Source organism: Pseudomonas asiatica, from assembly GCF_040214835.1.
Lineage (GTDB): Bacteria > Pseudomonadota > Gammaproteobacteria > Pseudomonadales > Pseudomonadaceae > Aquipseudomonas > Aquipseudomonas putida_Z.
On record NZ_CP157874.1, the window covers coordinates 4,691,191 to 4,707,645 of the forward strand.

At 65.0% G+C, this 16,455-nt stretch carries 17 protein-coding genes; 9 read left to right on the forward strand and 8 right to left on the reverse strand.

Translation table 11 applies throughout. From position 1 onward, the window contains the following. Nucleotides 1–3 precede the first annotated feature (3 nt). Nucleotides 4–594, reverse strand: a complete 591-nt coding sequence (locus ABNP31_RS20890; RefSeq protein ID WP_075046173.1) for a sigma-E factor negative regulatory protein — start codon at nt 592–594, stop codon at nt 4–6. A 31-nt stretch (nt 595–625) separates the two neighbouring features. Continuing rightward, nucleotides 626–1,207 (reverse strand): RNA polymerase sigma factor RpoE, encoded by a 582-nt coding sequence (gene rpoE, locus ABNP31_RS20895; RefSeq protein ID WP_003252049.1) that lies wholly within the window; start codon nt 1,205–1,207, stop codon nt 626–628. Nucleotides 1,208–1,641: 434 nt separating this feature from the next. On the opposite strand from rpoE, the gene nadB reads away from it, so the two are divergent. After that, on the forward strand, nt 1,642–3,246 hold the full coding sequence (gene nadB / locus ABNP31_RS20900) for an L-aspartate oxidase (protein WP_085665429.1): 1,605 nt from the start codon (nt 1,642–1,644) through the stop codon (nt 3,244–3,246). Between the two features lie 118 nt (nt 3,247–3,364). Here the strand turns inward: nadB and ABNP31_RS20905 are convergent, their stop codons facing one another. After that, nucleotides 3,365–3,823: a protein YgfX gene (locus ABNP31_RS20905; protein WP_350012722.1), complete on the reverse strand. Its 459-nt coding sequence runs from the start codon at nt 3,821–3,823 to the stop codon at nt 3,365–3,367. Then, nucleotides 3,807–4,061: a succinate dehydrogenase assembly factor 2 gene (locus ABNP31_RS20910; RefSeq protein WP_003252043.1), complete on the reverse strand. Its 255-nt coding sequence runs from the start codon at nt 4,059–4,061 to the stop codon at nt 3,807–3,809. Before ABNP31_RS20910 ends, ABNP31_RS20905 begins: the two co-directional genes overlap by 17 nt. 133 nt (nt 4,062–4,194) lie before the next feature. On the opposite strand from ABNP31_RS20910, the gene ABNP31_RS20915 reads away from it, so the two are divergent. Both ABNP31_RS20915 and ABNP31_RS20920 read left to right on the forward strand, forming a co-directional pair. Beyond that, a complete protein-coding gene (locus ABNP31_RS20915; protein WP_350012723.1) occupies nt 4,195–5,136 on the forward strand; it encodes a YgfZ/GcvT domain-containing protein in 942 nt (313 codons plus the stop codon). A 55-nt stretch (nt 5,137–5,191) separates the two neighbouring features. Further along, on the forward strand, nt 5,192–5,998 hold the full coding sequence (locus tag ABNP31_RS20920; RefSeq protein WP_015271603.1) for an HDOD domain-containing protein: 807 nt from the start codon (nt 5,192–5,194) through the stop codon (nt 5,996–5,998). Between the two features lie 127 nt (nt 5,999–6,125). Here the strand turns inward: ABNP31_RS20920 and ABNP31_RS20925 are convergent, their stop codons facing one another. Together ABNP31_RS20925 and ABNP31_RS20930 are read right to left on the reverse strand one after the other, a co-directional pair. Continuing rightward, nucleotides 6,126–7,505 (reverse strand): sensor histidine kinase, encoded by a 1,380-nt coding sequence (locus ABNP31_RS20925; protein WP_025340432.1) that lies wholly within the window; start codon nt 7,503–7,505, stop codon nt 6,126–6,128. Then, complete coding sequence (locus tag ABNP31_RS20930; protein ID WP_025340433.1) at nt 7,498–8,169, reverse strand: response regulator; 672 nt, start codon at nt 8,167–8,169, stop codon at nt 7,498–7,500. Before ABNP31_RS20930 ends, ABNP31_RS20925 begins: the two co-directional genes overlap by 8 nt. A gap of 199 nt (nt 8,170–8,368) precedes the next feature. Between ABNP31_RS20930 and ABNP31_RS20935 the strand changes: the two genes are divergently transcribed. The 5 genes from ABNP31_RS20935 (at nt 8,369) to ABNP31_RS20955 (ending at nt 13,824) form a co-directional block, all read left to right on the forward strand. Next, nucleotides 8,369–9,658 (forward strand): OprD family porin, encoded by a 1,290-nt coding sequence (locus ABNP31_RS20935; protein ID WP_025340434.1) that lies wholly within the window; start codon nt 8,369–8,371, stop codon nt 9,656–9,658. A 46-nt stretch (nt 9,659–9,704) separates the two neighbouring features. Further along, entirely contained in the window at nt 9,705–10,685 is a 981-nt protein-coding gene (locus tag ABNP31_RS20940; protein WP_025340435.1) for a Bug family tripartite tricarboxylate transporter substrate binding protein, read from the forward strand. A 138-nt stretch (nt 10,686–10,823) separates the two neighbouring features. Beyond that, nucleotides 10,824–11,282, forward strand: a complete 459-nt coding sequence (locus ABNP31_RS20945; protein WP_046614795.1) for a tripartite tricarboxylate transporter TctB family protein — start codon at nt 10,824–10,826, stop codon at nt 11,280–11,282. A 3-nt stretch (nt 11,283–11,285) separates the two neighbouring features. Beyond that, the gene (locus tag ABNP31_RS20950) at nt 11,286–12,800 is read left to right on the forward strand and encodes a tripartite tricarboxylate transporter permease (protein ID WP_350012724.1); all 1,515 of its coding nucleotides are present in this window, start codon (nt 11,286–11,288) and stop codon (nt 12,798–12,800) included. Beyond that, complete coding sequence (locus ABNP31_RS20955; RefSeq protein WP_085590287.1) at nt 12,793–13,824, forward strand: AbrB family transcriptional regulator; 1,032 nt, start codon at nt 12,793–12,795, stop codon at nt 13,822–13,824. Before ABNP31_RS20950 ends, ABNP31_RS20955 begins: the two co-directional genes overlap by 8 nt. A 120-nt stretch (nt 13,825–13,944) precedes the next feature. Here the strand turns inward: ABNP31_RS20955 and ung are convergent, their stop codons facing one another. Further along, nucleotides 13,945–14,637: a uracil-DNA glycosylase gene (ung, locus tag ABNP31_RS20960; RefSeq protein ID WP_025340439.1), complete on the reverse strand. Its 693-nt coding sequence runs from the start codon at nt 14,635–14,637 to the stop codon at nt 13,945–13,947. A 126-nt stretch (nt 14,638–14,763) separates the two neighbouring features. On the opposite strand from ung, the gene ABNP31_RS20965 reads away from it, so the two are divergent. Then, nucleotides 14,764–15,870: an enoyl-CoA hydratase/isomerase family protein gene (locus ABNP31_RS20965; RefSeq protein ID WP_350012725.1), complete on the forward strand. Its 1,107-nt coding sequence runs from the start codon at nt 14,764–14,766 to the stop codon at nt 15,868–15,870. Between the two features lie 130 nt (nt 15,871–16,000). On the opposite strand, the gene ABNP31_RS20970 is transcribed toward ABNP31_RS20965, so the two are convergent. Beyond that, nucleotides 16,001–16,453, reverse strand: coding sequence for a hypothetical protein (locus ABNP31_RS20970; protein ID WP_025340441.1), 453 nt, complete (start codon nt 16,451–16,453; stop codon nt 16,001–16,003). Nucleotides 16,454–16,455 lie beyond the last annotated feature (2 nt).

The window sequence follows — 16,455 nt, forward strand, 5'->3', positions numbered from 1 at the left end:
TACTTAACGGTTTTCCAGGCTGGCGGCGCGGGCATACGGCAATGCGGTTTCAGTGCCCTTGAGCGCAGATTCCTGGGCATGCTGGCGCAGGTAGCCTGGCAGACGCTGGTCCCAGCCGGCCTGGTTCTGCAGCACGCCGTTGGCCATCGGCCCGGTCGGTTGCTCACTGCTCTCACTATAGCCTGCCAAAACGGCCGGGCCTTGTGCTTGTGGCACAGTCAGGCCTTGCTGGGCAGGTTGCTGGGCAGCAAGCTCGGCGCCAGTGATCTCGTCCTGGTTGTACATGCGCACACCGGCCAGCACCGCTACGGTGACCGAGGCAGCTACCGCCAGGCGGCCAATGCTGCGCCATGGCCCTTTCTTGGCCTTGGCCGGCACGGCTTCGTCAGCCAGCGCTGCAGACACCGCCGAGGCGATATCCAGGTTGGGCAGCAGCAGCTCCTTGTGCATGGCTGCGCGGGCAACCTGGTAACGCGACCAGGTGGCACGGGTTTCAGCATCGTCTACGGCGTTCAACACACGACGCAGTTCAAGCTCGTCCGCTTCGTTATCCATCACCGCGGACAGCGATTCCTGCAAAGCTTCACGACTCATGGCGGTTCCTCTCTTGGCTGTCGCCGCTGTCTCAGGTTTCCTGCAGCAAAGGTTGCAGGGCTTTGTCTATGGCCTCCCGAGCGCGGAAGATTCGAGAGCGCACGGTACCCACCGGACATTGCATGACACTGGCAATGTCTTCGTAACTCAGCCCGTCGAACTCACGCAGGGTCAATGCCGTGCGCAGGTCTTCAGGCAGTTGCTGGATGGTGCGATGGACAGTGCCTTCGATTTCATCCCGCAACAACGAGCGTTCTGGGGACTCGAGATCCTTGAGACCATGATCGCCGTCGTAAAACTCCGCATCCTCGGAGCTCACATCACTGTCTGGCGGCCGTCTTCCACGGGACACCAGGTAGTTCTTCGCCGTGTTGATGGCGATGCGGTACAGCCACGTATAGAACGCACTGTCTCCGCGGAAGTTGCCAAGCGCACGGTAGGCCTTGATGAAGGCTTCCTGTGCTACATCCTGGGCCTCGTGGGTATCGTGAACGAACCGCACGATCAACCCGAGAATCTTGTGCTGATACTTCAGCACCAACAGATCGAAAGCTCGCCTGTCACCGCGCTGAACGCGCTCGACAAGCTGCTGATCCTCTTCCTGGGTTAGCATGAACACTCCTCAGTGAACTCGAAGGAGCGTTGCAACAGCCATCGTTCAGGCTTGCAACCATAGACTCGGGCTTTGCGCAAAAGTTCTCCCCTCCAAGCAAGTTTCCTGCAGCCCTTGGTCGGGTTGCACGGAAGACGCGGCACGGTCACGGCCGGCTACGTCGATAATCAGGTTTCGAGTACGCAGGGACAGCCCGGACAGGCCTGCCGCCCTGCGTCGCCGCGGCAAGTTGTGGCGCGTGGGCAGCCTTCATAGGATTTCCGGCCATGTCGGAAAGTTCCCACAAAGGTTGTCGCGACCAGGCAAGTGGCATGGAAATTGGCCACCCGGGGCTGCTATAAAGGCAACCCGGCCAGCTTTAACGATAGTTTCACAATGCCATCGGCGCGTGACTATTGTGCCGCGCCCCTTCCAAAGAATACTAGTGTCCCGACATGAGCCAACAATTCCAACATGATGTCCTGGTGATCGGCAGCGGTGCCGCCGGTCTCAGCCTGGCACTGAACCTCCCCAGCCACCTGCGAGTCGCCGTGCTCAGCAAGGGCGACCTGGCCAACGGCTCGACCTTCTGGGCCCAGGGCGGTGTCGCGGCAGTGCTGGACAATACCGATACCGTGCAGTCGCATGTCGAGGACACCCTCAATGCCGGCGGCGGCCTGTGCCACGAAGAAGCTGTGCGCTTTACCGTCGAGCACAGCCGCGAAGCCATCGAGTGGCTGATCGAGCAAGGCGTGCCCTTTACCCGCGACGAGCACTACAGCGTCGACGACGGTGGCTTCGAGTTCCACCTGACCCGCGAAGGCGGCCATAGCCACCGGCGCATCATCCATGCCGCCGACGCCACCGGCGCAGCCATCTTCACCACGCTGCTGGAGCAGGCCCGTCTGCGCTCGAACATCCAGCTGCTGGAGCAGCGCGTGGCGGTCGACCTGATTACCGAACGTCGCCTCGGCCTGCCCGGCGAGCGCTGCCTGGGTGCCTATGTGCTCGACCGCAACACCGGCGAGGTGGACACCTTCGGTGCGCGCTTCACCGTGCTGGCGACTGGCGGCGCGGCCAAGGTCTACCTGTATACCAGCAACCCCGATGGTGCCTGCGGCGACGGCATCGCCATGGCCTGGCGGGCCGGTTGTCGGGTGGCGAACCTGGAGTTCAACCAGTTCCACCCGACTTGCCTGTACCACCCGCAGGCCAAGAGTTTCCTGGTCACCGAAGCCCTGCGCGGCGAAGGTGCCCTGCTGCGCCTGCCCAATGGCGAGCGCTTCATGCCACGCTTCGACCCCCGCGAAGAACTGGCCCCGCGCGACATCGTGGCCCGCGCCATCGACCACGAGATGAAGCGCCTGGGTGTGGACTGCGTGTACCTGGACATCACCCACAAGCCGGCCGACTTCATCAAGAGCCACTTCCCCACCGTGTACGAGCGCTGCCTGGCCTTCGGCATCGACATCACCCGCCAGCCGATCCCGGTAGTACCTGCGGCGCACTACACCTGCGGCGGAGTGATGGTCGACGACCGCGGCCACACCGATGTGCCGGGCCTGTATGCCATAGGTGAAACCAGCTTCACCGGCCTGCACGGTGCCAACCGCATGGCCAGCAATTCGCTGCTGGAGTGCTTCGTCTATGGCCGTGCCGCCGCGGCCGACATCCAGGCGCACCTGGATGAAGTGGTCATGCCCAAGGCCCTGCCCGGCTGGGACGCCAGCCAGGTCACCGACTCGGACGAGGACGTGATCATTGCGCACAACTGGGACGAACTGCGGCGCTTCATGTGGGACTACGTCGGCATCGTGCGCACCAGCAAGCGCCTGCAGCGAGCGCAGCACCGCATTCGCCTGCTGCTGGACGAAATCGACGAGTTCTACAGCAACTACAAGGTCAGCCGCGACCTGATCGAATTGCGCAACCTGGCGCAGGTGGCCGAGTTGATGATCCTGTCGGCCATGCAGCGCAAGGAAAGCCGCGGACTGCATTACACCCTGGATTACCCGGGGATGCTGGACGAGGCCAAGGACACCATTCTCAGCCCGATCTGAAATCGGTGTCGCGGCCTTCGCGGGCGCGCCCGCTCCCACAGGAATCCCACTGCCTTGCAGGCTTGCGCAGTACCTGTGGGAGCGGGCAGGCCCGCGAAGAAGCCAACTCGGTATGGTTTTATGCCCGGCTCACCCCTGCCCACCTGCGCCGGCTGAATTTCAACCGCACCCGCAAGCGCCGGTGCTCATCAGCCCCCAGCGCATCCCGTGGCACGCATTGGCTCTCCCCCAACCAGCGCCCCGCCCGCCCAAAGCGCAACACCACCAGCGCCGGCAACGCCACGCTGTCCCGGCACAAGCGCACCGGCTGCCAGCCACGGGCACGGCTGAACACCTGCCAGCCGCGCACATCACGGCGCAGGCCAACAACGGCATGCTCATGCGTCAGCAGAATACGTCGGGGAATGGCCCAGCCAGCGTGGGCAATACAGGCGGCGACAACAGCAAGGGCCGACCACCCGGGCAGCGGGCTCGCCCATACGGCGAACCACGCCAGTACCTGGCACCCCAGGTAGGCCGCCACCAGCAGGCGCGAGCCTTGCCAGCGGCACTCGAAGCACTCACTTGGGCTGGACACGGTCCAGGATGATGCGAACCATGCGCTGCAGCTCCGGGTCTTCGGACTCGGTGCGCTCCATGAACCAGCCGAACATGTCCTGATCCTCGCAGCTCAACAGACGCACGTAGAGTTCGCGGTCGGTTTCGTTGAGCGTGGGGTAGACTTCCTGGGTGAAAGGCACCAGCAGTACGTCCAGTTCCAGCATGCCGCGGCGGCTGTGCCAGAAAAGCCGGTTGAGTTCAGTTTGTTCGACCATGGGGCCCTCCTCGAATGGCCCGCCAGTATACAGCCAGGCGAGCGAAGCGACACCGGGCGTTGGTCTAGTCACCTACCTATTTTGTTACCGGCGTTCTATGATGGCCGCCAGTCTTTAGCCACCGCGATGACCCATGGCCGATTCCGCTTTCTTCTGCCCCCTGTCCCACGAGGGCATCCTCGCCGTCCGCGGCTCCGATGCAGGCAAGTTCCTGCAAGGCCAGCTGACCTGCAACATCAACTACCTCAGCCCGGAACACGCCAGCCTCGGCGCCCGCTGCATGGTCAAGGGGCGCATGCAGTCGAGTTTCCGCATCCTGCCCGAAGGCAACGGCTACCTGCTGGCCATGGCCAGCGAGCTGCTCGACGCCCAGCTGGCCGACCTCAAGAAGTACGCCGTGTTCTCCAAGGCGACGCTGACCGATGAAAGCGCTGCCTGGGCACGCTTCGGCCTGCAAGGCGGCGATGCGGCGCTGCAGGCCCTGGGGCTCGATGTGCCTGCGGCAGCTGGCAGCACCGTGCGCCACGACGGGTTGATCGCCATTGCCGTGTCCGCTGGCCGCGTGGAGCTGTGGGTACCGGCAGACAAAGCCGACAGCGTTCGCCAGGCGCTGGCCGCCGCACTGCCCGAAGGTAGCCTCGGCGACTGGCTGCTGGGGCAGATTCGCGCCGGGATCGGCCAGGTAATGGGGCCGACCCGCGAGCTGTTCATCCCGCAGATGATCAACCTGCAGGCCGTCGACGGCGTCAGCTTCAAGAAGGGCTGTTACACCGGTCAGGAAATCGTTGCCCGCATGCAGTACCTGGGCAAGCTCAAGCGCCGCCAGTACCGCCTGGCACTGGACCAGCAGGCCATTCCGGCCCCGGGCGCCGAGATCTTCTCGCCCACCCATGGTTCGTCGGTCGGTGAAGTGGTCATCGCTGCCAGCAACGGCACAGGCTGCGAACTGCTCGCCGTGCTCAGCGCCGAAGCGGTGAAAGACGACAACCTGCACCTGGGCAGCCTGGAAGGCCCACGCCTGCAGGTGCTGACCCTGCCCTACGAACTGGACCGCGACCGGGAAATCCAGCGTTGACCAGCCTGCCCCGCCTACGTGGCGGGGCCGCACCACCACTGCGGTAGACACGCCCATGAACAAGCTGGCCGAGATGGTTCAAGCACAGTTGCTCGATGCCATCGAAAAGGATGACCTGGTCCTGCCGACCCTGCCCGAGGTTGCCTTGAGCATCCGCGAGGCGGCGGAAGACAGCGAAATCAGCGTAGCGGCCCTGAGCAAGGTGATCGGTCGCGATGCGGCCCTTTCAGCGCGCCTGATCAAGGTCGTCAACAGCCCGCTGCTGCGCGCGGCGGTCGAGGTCACCGACCTGCACACCGCCATCACGCGGCTGGGCATCAACTACAGCTGCAACCTGGCCATTGGCCTGGTGATCGAGCAGATTTTCCACGCCCGGGCGCCGGCGGTGGAGCAGAAGTTACGTGATATCTGGGCCAACAGCCTGGATGTGGCGGGCATCAGCTACGAAATTTGCCGCCGCTTTACACAACTCAAGCCCGACCAGGCCACCCTCGGCGGGCTGGTCAACCAGATTGGCGCACTGCCGGTGCTGATCTATGCCGAAGAGCACAACGAACTGCTGTCCGATCCGGTGTGCCTGCACTATGTGATCGAGCAGATCCAGCCGGTGCTGGGCGACAAGATCCTCAAGGCCTGGGAGTTTCCGGAGCAACTGGTCAACCTGCCGAGCCAGGTGCAGGACCTGGACCGGCAGACTGACAAGATCGACTACATCGACATCGTGCAGATCGCCCGCTGCATCAGCCAGCGCGGGCGCCACCGGCCACTGGCGGCACTACCGGCATACCGCCACCTGGGCCTGCCGTACGGCACCGAGCTTGAAGTAGGTGAACTGATTGAGGCGCGGAGCATGTTGCGCTGACCGGTGTCAGCCTGTGCCGGCCTCTTCGCGGGTAAACCCGCTCCCACAGGGATAGCGCAGCCTTCAGCAGCGGCGCGGTCACTGTGGGAGCGGGTTCACCCGCGAAAGGGCTGGTACAGGCCACACATCAATCCGCGATAAAACTCACCCGCACCCGCAACCCGCCCTTCGCACCGTCATGCAGGCTCACCTGCGCCAGGTGCGCCCGGCAGATCTCGCCGACAATCGCCAAGCCAAGCCCACTGCCCTGCGCACTGCGCCGGTAGAAGCGCTCGAATACCCGCTCACGCTCGGCCTCGGGAATCCCCGGCCCGTCGTCCTCCACCTCAAGCACCGCCGGCGCCAGCACCCGCAAGATCACGTTGCCGCCAGCCGGCGTATGCGCCAAGGCATTGTCCACCAGGTTGCTCAACAGCTCGTTGAGCAGCGTCGGCTCCCCCTTCAGCCACACCGGCGCCTCGGCCTCCAGGGCCAGCGCCACCCCACGCTTGTGCGCCAGCGGTGCCATGGCCATGCCCAGCTCACGAGCCAACTGGCTCAGGTCCAGGCGCTGCGCCCCGCCTTCGGCAATCGCCCGCGCACCGTTCTCGACCCGCGCCAGCGACAGCAGCTGGTTGGCCAGGTGGGTCAGCCGGTCAGTGCCCTGGGCCGCGGACTCCAGCGTCTGCCGCCACTCCTGCGGTTCGGCCGAACGCAAGCCCAGCTCGACCCGCGCCTTCAGCGCGGCCAGCGGGGTACGCAACTCGTGGGCAGCGTCGGCGATGAACTGCGCCTGGCGCTCGAACTGGCCGCGCAAACGCTCGGTGAAATGGTTCAAAGCCCGCACCAGTGGGCCCAGCTCACGCTGCACCTGCACCACCGGCAAGGCCCGCAGGTCGTCCGGCTGGCGTTCTTCCACCGCCGTGCGCAGGCGCTCCAGCGGCCGCAAAGCGGCACTCACGGCAAACCACACCATCACCAGCGCGCCCAGCGCCAGCATCCCCAGGCGCAGCAGGGTATCGGCCATCAGGCCACGGGCCATGCGCACCCGCGCTTCCTCGGTCTCGGCCACACGGATTTCCGCCATGCCGTTCATGTTCGGCTCGCTCACCGGCTTCAGCAGGCTGACAACGCGCACGTCCTGGCCCAGGTAGGTGGCGTTGTAGAACCGCGCCAGCGCCGGGTAATCGTCGGTACGCGGTGTGCCCGGCGGCGGCGCTGGCAGGTTCTCGTAGCCGGAAATCAGCCGCTGCTGGATGTCCAGCACCTGGTAGTAGATGCGCCCGGCACTGTCGTAGGCGAAGGTGTCCAGGGCCACGTAGGGCACATCTGCGCTCAGCGAGCCGTCACGCTGGGACAGGCCTGCGGCAATGGTCCGCGCCGAGGCCAGCAGGGTCCGGTCGTAGGCGGTGTCGGCGGCCTCGCGGCCATTCCAATAAGCGCTCAGGCCACTCGCCAGCATCAACACCACCAGCAACAAGGCCAGGTTGCCGAGCAAGCGCCCACGCAGGCTGCCGTTGTCACGCATCGCGGTGCTCGAGCAGGTAGCCCAGGCCACGGAAGGTGACGATGGCCACCGGGTGGCCGTCGAGCTTCTTGCGCAGGCGGTGGATGTAGATTTCGATGGCGTCGGGGCTGGCTTCTTCGTCCAGGCCGAACACCTGGGCGGCCAGTTGCTCCTTGCTCATCACCCGGCCCGGGCGGGCGATCAGCGCTTCCAGTACGCTCTGTTCGCGCGAGGTCAGGGTCAGGTTTTCGCCACCCAGGGCGAAGCGCCGGGTGTCCAGGTCGTACACCAGCGGCCCGCAGCGTTGCTGGCGCTCGCCACCGAGCACGCTGCGCCGCAGCAGGGCCTTGACCCGTGCTTCCAGTTCGGTCAGCTCGAACGGCTTGGCCAGGTAGTCGTCGGCGCCCAGGTTCAGGCCGTGGACCCGGTCCTTGACGTCGCTGCGCGCGGTCAGCATCAGCACCGGCAGGGTCTTGCCACGGCCGCGCAGGCGCGCCAGCACCTCGAAGCCGTCCATGCGCGGCAAGCCGACATCCAGCACGGCCACGGCGTATTCCTCGCTGGCCAGGGCCAGGTCGGCGGCCACGCCGTCATGCAGCACATCCACGGTCAGGCCATGGCTTTTCAAGGCCTGGGCCACGCTTTCGGCCAGTTGCAGGTGGTCTTCGACCAGCAGCACACGCATCGGATTCTCCCTGCTCGGGTGGGACGGTGGCGCGGAGTGTACCGCTGTCGGCAGGCCTGTGAAGCCCTGTCGACAAACCTTTCACGCTGAAAGGTTAGCGAAAGGTTGGTTACCTAGCATCGCACCACGGTCGCCCTTCGCGCCGAAAAAAGCACCAGCAAGGTGCAACGAATAAGAACAATAAACGGAGCCATCAGTGATGCTGTCATCGCAGCCGCAGGCGTTCGCGCCTACCCGTTCCTTTGCCGCACGCCCCTCCGCCATCGCCAGCGCCCTTGCGCTTGCCGGTGTCGCCCCGATGAGCCAGGCCGCCTTCTTCGAAGACAGCACGGCCACCTTCGAAACCCGCAACATGTACTTCAACCGCGACTTCCGCGACGGCACCAGTGCGCAGCAATCCAAGCGCGACGAGTGGGCCCAGGGCTTCATGCTCAACTTCGAGTCTGGCTACACCGATGGCACCGTGGGCTTCGGCCTGGATGCGCTGGGCATGCTCGGCATCAAGCTCGACTCCAGCCCCGACCGCACCGACACCGGCCTGCTGCCGACCCACGATGACGGCAAGGCCGCGGACGAGTACTCCAAGCTCGGCCTGACCGGCAAGGTGAAGGTGTCGCAGACCGAACTGAAGATCGGCACGCTGATCCCCGAACTGCCGACCCTGCAGCCCAACGATGGGCGCATCCTGCCGCAAACCTTCGAAGGCGGCCTGCTCACCTCGAAGGAGGTCAAGGGCCTTACCTTCACCGGCGGCCGACTGGACAAGGCCAAGGACCGCAACGACACCAACTGGGAAGACCTGGCCCTGAACAACAAGAACGGCCGCTTCGGTGGCTCGTTCAGCGCCGACAACCTGGACCTGGCCGGCCTCGACTACCAGTTCACCGATCGCATCACCGGCAGCTACCACTTTGCCCAGCTCGACGATATCTACCGCCAGCACTTCATCGGCATGGTCGCCACCCAGCCATGGGGCCCGGGCACCTTCGGCGCCGACCTGCGCCTGGCGGTGAGTGACGACGCCGGCGCCGCCAAGGCCGGCAACATCGACAACACCACCGTCAACGGCATGCTCAGCTACGCCCTGGGCGGGCACAAGGTCAGCGCCGCCTGGCAGCAGCTGTCCGGCGACAGCGCCTTCCCGTACGTCGATGGTGCCGACCCGTACCTGGTCAACTTCGTCCAGATCAACGACTTCGCCGGCGCCGACGAGCGCTCCTGGCAGGCGCGCTACGACTACAACTTCGCCGCACTCGGCGTGCCCGGCCTGACCTTCATGACTCGCTACATCAGTGGCGACAACGTCAGCCGCGCGGCCGGTGGCGAGGGCAAGGAGTGGGAGCGCAACACCGAACTGAAGTACGTGGTACAAAGCGGCCCGTTGAAGAACGTCGCCGTGCGCCTGCGCAACGCCACCTTCCGCTCCAACTTCGCCCGCGACGCGGACGAGGTGCGGCTGCTGGTGAGCTACAGCGTGGCGCTGTGGTAACCCCATAGCGATAACTTGATAACAACAACGCTCACGGAGATAGACGATGACCTTTTCACTGCGCCGCCTCGTCCTCGCTACCGGCTGCCTGCTGCTGGCCGGCAACGCCCTCGCTGCCGAACCGAAACGCCCCGAATGCATTGCCCCCGCCTCGCCCGGCGGCGGCTTCGACCTGACCTGCAAACTGGTGCAGAGCGCCCTGGTGCAGGAAAAGATCCTCACCAAGCCGATGCGCGTCACCTACATGCCCGGCGGTGTCGGCGCGGTGGCCTACAACGCCGTGGTCGCCCAGCGCCCGGCCGATGCCGGCACCCTGGTGGCCTGGTCCAGCGGCTCGCTGCTGAACCTGGCCCAGGGCAAGTTCGGCCGCTTCGACGAAAACGCGGTGAAATGGCTGGCCGCCGTCGGCACCAGCTACGGCGCCATCGCAGTGAAAAGCGACTCGCCCTACAAGACCCTCGACGACCTGGTCGCGGCGTTGAAGAAAGACCCGAGCAAGGTGGTGATCGGCTCCGGCGGTACGGTCGGCAGCCAGGACTGGATGCAGACCGCCCTGATCGCCAAGGCCGCCGGCATCAACCCGCGTGACCTGCGCTACGTGGCCCTGGAAGGCGGCGGCGAAATCGCCACGGCGTTGCTGGGCGGGCATATCCAGGTAGGCTCGACCGACATCTCCGACTCCATGCCGCACATTCAGAGCGGCAACATGCGCATCCTCGCGGTGTTCTCGGAAAACCGCCTGGACGAGCCCGAGATGAAAGACATCCCCACCGCCAAGGAGCAGGGCTACGACATCGTCTGGCCGGTGGTACGCGGTTTCTACCTGGGGCCAAAGGTGAGCGACGAGGACTACGCCTGGTGGAAACAGTCATTCGACAAGATGCTGGCCTCGGAAGACTTCGCCAAGCTGCGTGACCAGCGCGAACTGTTCCCCTTCGCCATGACCGGTGCAGAGCTGGACGGCTATGTGAAGAAGCAAGTGGCTGACTACAAGGCACTGGCCAGGGAGTTTGGCCTGATCCAGTAAGCCACCCACGATCTTTCACCGATCCCTGTGGGAGCGGGCGTGCCCGCGAAGAAGACACCGCGGTGCCAGGCACCGGCGTTGCCGGTGTTCGCGGGCACGCCCGCTCCCACAGGGTCCGTGCTCAATGAGGACTCTCTGATGATCCTGCAACGCATCTTCGCCCTGGCCCTGCTGGCGGTGTGCGCCGCCCTGGCCGTGATGGCCTGGCCTTACCAGGCGGCGTTTTCCTATGAACCGGTGGGCCCGCGCGCCTACCCGCTGTTGATGCTCGGCCTGTTGGGCCTGGGCCTGCTGTATCTGGTGTTTCGCCCCACGCCCATCGTGCGCAAGGACGACGAACCAGAACTGGACCGCGAAACCCTGATCAAGATCACCGCCTGCGTCGGCCTGCTGATCGTTTTCGCCAGCACCTTCGAAGCCCTGGGCTTCATCCTCAGCGCCATCCTGGTCGGCGTGCCCATGGCCCGCCTGTACGGCGGCCGCTGGCTGCACAGCGCCATCGTGGTGGTGGGCATGAGCCTGTTCCTCTACTGGCTGTTCGACCGCGTGATGGACGTGCCCCTGCCCCTTGGCCTGCTGAGCGTACTGGAGAACTGACACATGGATACCTTGAGCTACCTGGGCCAGGGCTTCGGCGTCGCCCTGTCCCCCTACAACCTGGTCACCGCCCTCACCGGCACGCTGATCGGCACCGTGGTCGGCCTGCTGCCGGGCCTGGGCCCGATCAACGGCGTGGCCTTGCTGATCCCCATCGCCTTCGCCCTCGGCCTGCCGCCGGAGTCGGCGCTGATCCTGCTGGCGGCGGTGTACCTGGGCTGTGAGTACGGTGGGCGCATCAGTTCGATCCTGCTTAACATCCCCGGCGAAGCCTCGACCGTGATGACCACCCTCGATGGCTACCCGATGGCCCGCAATGGCCTGGCTGGCGTAGCGCTGTCGCTGTCGGCCTGGAGTTCGTTCATCGGTGCGCTGATCGCCACCTGCGGCATGGTGCTGTTCGCCCCGCTGCTGGCGAAATGGGCAATCGCCTTCGGCCCGGCGGAGTACTTCGTGCTGATGGTGTTCGCCATCGTCGCCCTCGGTGGCATGGCCGGCGACAAGCCGCTGAAAACCTTCATTGCCGCACTGATCGGCCTGTTCCTGTCGGCAGTCGGCATCGATGCCAACAGTGGCGTGTACCGCTTCACCGGCGACAGTGTGCATCTGGCCGACGGCATCCAGTTCGTGGTGCTGGTGCTGGGCCTGTTCTCCATCAGCGAAATCCTCCTGCTGCTGGAAAAGACCCACCATGGCCACCAGGCGATCAAGGCCACCGGGCGCATGCTGTTCAACTTCAAGGAAGCGGCCTCTGTATTCGTGGTCAACATCCGCTGCGGCCTGCTGGGCTTCATCATGGGTGTGCTGCCTGGCGCCGGTGCAACACTGGCCAGCGCCGTGGCCTACATGACCGAAAAACGCCTGGCAGGTGACAAGGGCAAGTTCGGCAAGGGCGACGCCCGCGGCCTGGCCGCCCCGGAAACCGCCATCGGCGCCTCCTGCTGTGGCGCCCTGGTACCGATGCTGACCCTGGGCGTACCCGGCTCGGGCACCACCGCGGTAATGATCGGCGCACTGACCTTGTACAACATCACCCCGGGCCCACTGCTGTTCGAACAGCAGCCAGACATCGTCTGGGGCCTGATCGCCTCGCTGTTCATCGCCAACATCATGCTGGTGATCCTCAACATCCCGATGATCCGCATCTTCACCCGCATCCTCGCCGTGCCGAACTGGGCGCTGGTGCCGGTGATCGCCATCATCACGGGGATCGGGGTGTACGCCGTGCATGCCACCACCTTCGACCTGTTCCTGATGGTCGGCATCGGCATCATGGGCTATATCCTGCGCAAGCTGGACTTCCCGCTTTCGCCGATCCTGCTCGGTTTCATCCTCGGTGGGCTGATGGAGCAGAACCTGCGCCGGGCGCTGTCGATCTCCAACGGCGAACTGGGCATCCTCTGGTCGAGCCCGATCAGCATGTCGGTATGGGTACTGACCATTTGCATGCTGACCCTGCCGCTGCTGCGCATCTGGCGCAAACGCAGCCAGCAGCGCCGGGCGATGGCCGATGCCTGATCGCTCGTTGCCGTTGTTTGTCGCGACCGGGCTGGTCGGCCTCGCTGGCGGTTTTGCCGCCAGCAAGGTCGGCTGGCCTTTGCCGTGGATGGTCGGCTCGTTGCTGGCGATCATCCTGGTACGCTGCCTGACACCCTGGCAGCTGCCGGAAATCCCCAATGGTCGCAAATGCGGGCAGTGGATCATCGGCATCGGTATCGGCCTGCACTTCACCCCGGCGGTGATCGAGCAGGTGGCCAGCCATTTCGCGCTGATCTTCTTCGGCGCGCTGTTCACCACCCTGTCCAGCGTGATCAGCGTATGGCTGTTGCGGCGCACCGGTGAAGACCGTGCCACGGCGTTCTTTGCCAGCATGCCGGGCGGTTCGGGGGAGATGGTCAACCTTGGCGCGCGCAACGGCGCGGTGCTCAGCCAGGTAGCGGCGGCGCAGAGCCTGCGCGTGCTGGCGGTAGTACTGTGCGTGCCGGCGCTGTTCAAGTTCCTGCTGGGTGACGGGGTACCGCTGAATCACACCGGCAGTGTGAGCTGGGGCTGGCTGGCGCTGATTGCGCCGCTGGGCGTTGCCGTCGCCCTGCTCTGGCAGCGCTTGCGCCAGCCCAACCCGTGGCTGTTCGGGCCATTGCTGGTGGCAGCCACCGTGAGCCTGGCGGGCAACCTGCAGATAACCCTGCCCAATGGCGCCAGCCAGATCGGCCAGTGGTTGATCGGCAGTGGCCTGGCCTGCCACTTCAACCGCGCGTTCTTCCGCCGCGCACCGTCGTTCCTGGGGCGTACCCTGGTGGCCACGGCGTTGTGCATGGCGATTGCCGGCAGCGCCGCTTGGGTATTGAGCGTGATGACCGCACTGGATCTGCGCTCGCTGACATTGGGGATGATGCCGGGCGGAATTGCCGAGATGAGCCTGACGGCAGAGACCCTGCAACTGTCGGTGCCGCTGGTGACGGCGCTGCAGGTGATGCGCTTGTTGTTCGTGCTGTTTCTGGCAGAGCCGTTGTTCCGGGTGTGGAACACCAACTCGGAATAATCGCGTCGCCTGCTTCGCGGGCTTGCCCGCTCCCACAGGGATAGCACCTGCCTTGAGGGCGGTGCAGTACCTGTGGGAGCGGGTTCACCCGCGAAGCAGGCAACGCGTTCTTTCAGGTGATCACAACGGTGGCAACGCCCAGTTGATCGGCGCCAGCCCGCGCTGCTGTAGGAAACTGTTGGTCCGGCTGAAATGCCCGCACCCCAGGAACCCACGGTAAGCCGACAACGGCGATGGGTGCACCGATTTCAGCACCAGGTGCTTGGTCCCGTCGATCAGCTTCTGCTTGCTTTGCGCATGCGAGCCCCACAGCAGGAACACCACGTTCGGGCACTGCTCGCTGACCACCTGGATGACCCGGTCGGTAAAGAACTCCCAGCCCTTCTTGGCATGCGACGCGGCATTGGCGCGCTCCACGGTCATGGTCGTGTTGAGCAACAGCACGCCCTGCTCGGCCCAGCTCTGCAGGTAGCCATGGTTGGCAATCGGGATGTTCAGGTCGCGCTGCAGCTCCTTGTAGATGTTGACCAGCGACGGTGGCGTGGCCACGCCCGGCTGCACCGAGAAGCACAGGCCATGCGCCTGGCCCGGCCCGTGGTACGGGTCCTGGCCGAGGATGACCACCTTCACCTGGTCCAGCGGCGTCGAGTTGAGCGCATTGAAGATCAGCGGCCCTGGCGGGTAGATCTCTTTGCCGGCGGCGTACTCGCCGCGCAGGAACTCGCGCAGCTGATGCATGTAGGGCTGGTCGAATTCGGCGCGCAAGGCGGCCTTCCAGCTGGGTTCGAGTTTGATGCGATCGTCGTCAGTCATGGGGCCTTCCATAAACAATGGCGCGACACTAGGTAAGCCCTTCCCGCTTGTCAAACGATCCGACCGACGACCGGCATGTTCGGCCAGGCAAGCCATACTTGTCCGATGACTTGCGCGAGGTAGTCCATGACCATTCACTGCGAGGTACTCACCGGCGCCGATGGCGCCCGCATCGGCATCGCCACCCTGGATGCGCCCAAGGCGCTCAATGCCCTGAACCTGCCGATGATCGAGGTATTGGGCGAACAGTTGCACGCCTGGGCTCGCGACCCAGGGATCGTCTGCGTGCTGCTGCGCGGCAACGGTGCCAAGGCCTTCTGTGCCGGCGGTGATGTGCGTGCGCTGGTGCAAGCCTGCCGCGACCACCCCGGCAGCGTACCCCCGCTGGCCGCCACCTTCTTCGCCGCAGAATATCGCCTGGACTTTGCCCTGCACATCTATCCCAAGCCGCTGCTGTGCTGGGGGCACGGGCATGTGCTGGGCGGCGGCATGGGCCTGCTGCAGGGCGCCAATGTACGTATCGTCACCCCCAGCAGTCGGCTGGCCATGCCGGAAATCAGCATCGGCCTGTACCCGGACGTGGGCGCCAGCTGGTTCCTTGCCCGCCTGCCGGGCAAGCTGGGGTTGTTCCTCGGCCTGACAGGCGCGCCGATCAATGCCCACGACGCCTTGGACCTGGGCCTGGCCGACCGCTTTCTGGGTGAGTACCAGCAAGAGGCGCTGATCGAAGAACTGCTGCAACTGAACTGGCAGGAACAGACTGCCCTGCAACTGAACAGCCTGCTCAAGGCCGAACAGCACCGCGCCTGCGCCGAGTTGCCCGATGCCCAGTGGCTGCCGCGGCGACAGGTAATCGATCAATTGCTCGATGTGGCCGACGCAGCCGCCGCCTGGCGTGCGCTGGAGGGGCTCAAGCACCACGACGACCCGCTGCTGGCAGATGCCGGCCAACGGTTGCATGAAGGTTGCCCGCTGACCGCACACCTGGTGTGGGAACAGATCCGCCGGGCACGCCACCTGTCGTTGGCGCAGGTGTTTCAGATGGAGTACAGCATGAGCCTGAACTGCTGCCGCCACCCGGAATTCAGCGAAGGCGTGCGTGCGCGCTTGCTGGACAAGGACAACCAGCCGCACTGGCACTGGCCCGATGTGGCGCAAGTGCCGGCGGCGGTGGTGGAGGCGCATTTTGCCAAGGTGTGGGAGGGGCGGCATCCGCTGGCGGATCTCGGGTAGCTTCGAGAAGTTGGGGCTGCCTTGCAGCCCATCGCGACACAAGGCCGCTCCTACAAGCGGATCGCGGTCCCCTGTGGGAGCGGCCTTGCGTCGCGAAAGGGGCGCACCGCGCCCCCGATTTTCAATTCACCTACCGCTGCCAGTTCCCTCCTTGCCCATGCCCACGCCGCCCGTCCCCGCGCCGGTCACCATCCCCCCGCCCGTTGGAGTGCCAACGGTCATTCTGCTGGTAGCGCTGGCTGCCACCGCGATAATCATGACGGTCCCGGTCGCGCCCATAGTCATACCGCTGGCGGTTGCCATAGTCATAGCGTGGGTTGCCATGCCACTGCTTCATCCCCGGCTGTGGATGAGACCGGTAGTGAGGCGCTGGCGCCGAGCGGTAGTAGTAGCGCGGCGCCGGCTGGTAGTAATAGCGCTGTTGCGGCGTTACGTAATAGCGGTCATAGCGGTAATAATCTGGTGATACATAACGGTCGGAGTAGTAGTGGTCCGACCGGTAATAGCCCCCGCTCTCGTAGTACGGAACGCAGGCGGAAGTCATCAGCCCCAGCAGGGCGATCAACAGGATTCGATAGGACATGG

Coding starts and splice junctions, on each gene's coding strand:
- nadB (WP_085665429.1), top strand. CDS start 1,642: ATGAGCCAACAATTCCAACATGATGTCCTGGTGATCGGCAGCGGTGCC.
- ABNP31_RS20940 (WP_025340435.1), top strand. CDS start 9,705: ATGACCTTTTCACTGCGCCGCCTCGTCCTCGCTACCGGCTGCCTGCTG.
- ABNP31_RS20910 (WP_003252043.1), bottom strand. CDS start 4,061: ATGGTCGAACAAACTGAACTCAACCGGCTTTTCTGGCACAGCCGCCGC.
- ABNP31_RS20920 (WP_015271603.1), top strand. CDS start 5,192: ATGAACAAGCTGGCCGAGATGGTTCAAGCACAGTTGCTCGATGCCATC.
- ABNP31_RS20970 (WP_025340441.1), bottom strand. CDS start 16,453: ATGTCCTATCGAATCCTGTTGATCGCCCTGCTGGGGCTGATGACTTCC.
- rpoE (WP_003252049.1), bottom strand. CDS start 1,207: ATGCTAACCCAGGAAGAGGATCAGCAGCTTGTCGAGCGCGTTCAGCGC.
- ABNP31_RS20925 (WP_025340432.1), bottom strand. CDS start 7,505: ATGCGTGACAACGGCAGCCTGCGTGGGCGCTTGCTCGGCAACCTGGCC.
- ung (WP_025340439.1), bottom strand. CDS start 14,637: ATGACTGACGACGATCGCATCAAACTCGAACCCAGCTGGAAGGCCGCC.
- ABNP31_RS20955 (WP_085590287.1), top strand. CDS start 12,793: ATGCCTGATCGCTCGTTGCCGTTGTTTGTCGCGACCGGGCTGGTCGGC.
- ABNP31_RS20915 (WP_350012723.1), top strand. CDS start 4,195: ATGGCCGATTCCGCTTTCTTCTGCCCCCTGTCCCACGAGGGCATCCTC.
- ABNP31_RS20930 (WP_025340433.1), bottom strand. CDS start 8,169: ATGCGTGTGCTGCTGGTCGAAGACCACCTGCAACTGGCCGAAAGCGTG.
- ABNP31_RS20890 (WP_075046173.1), bottom strand. CDS start 594: ATGAGTCGTGAAGCTTTGCAGGAATCGCTGTCCGCGGTGATGGATAAC.
- ABNP31_RS20935 (WP_025340434.1), top strand. CDS start 8,369: ATGCTGTCATCGCAGCCGCAGGCGTTCGCGCCTACCCGTTCCTTTGCC.
- ABNP31_RS20950 (WP_350012724.1), top strand. CDS start 11,286: ATGGATACCTTGAGCTACCTGGGCCAGGGCTTCGGCGTCGCCCTGTCC.
- ABNP31_RS20945 (WP_046614795.1), top strand. CDS start 10,824: ATGATCCTGCAACGCATCTTCGCCCTGGCCCTGCTGGCGGTGTGCGCC.
- ABNP31_RS20965 (WP_350012725.1), top strand. CDS start 14,764: ATGACCATTCACTGCGAGGTACTCACCGGCGCCGATGGCGCCCGCATC.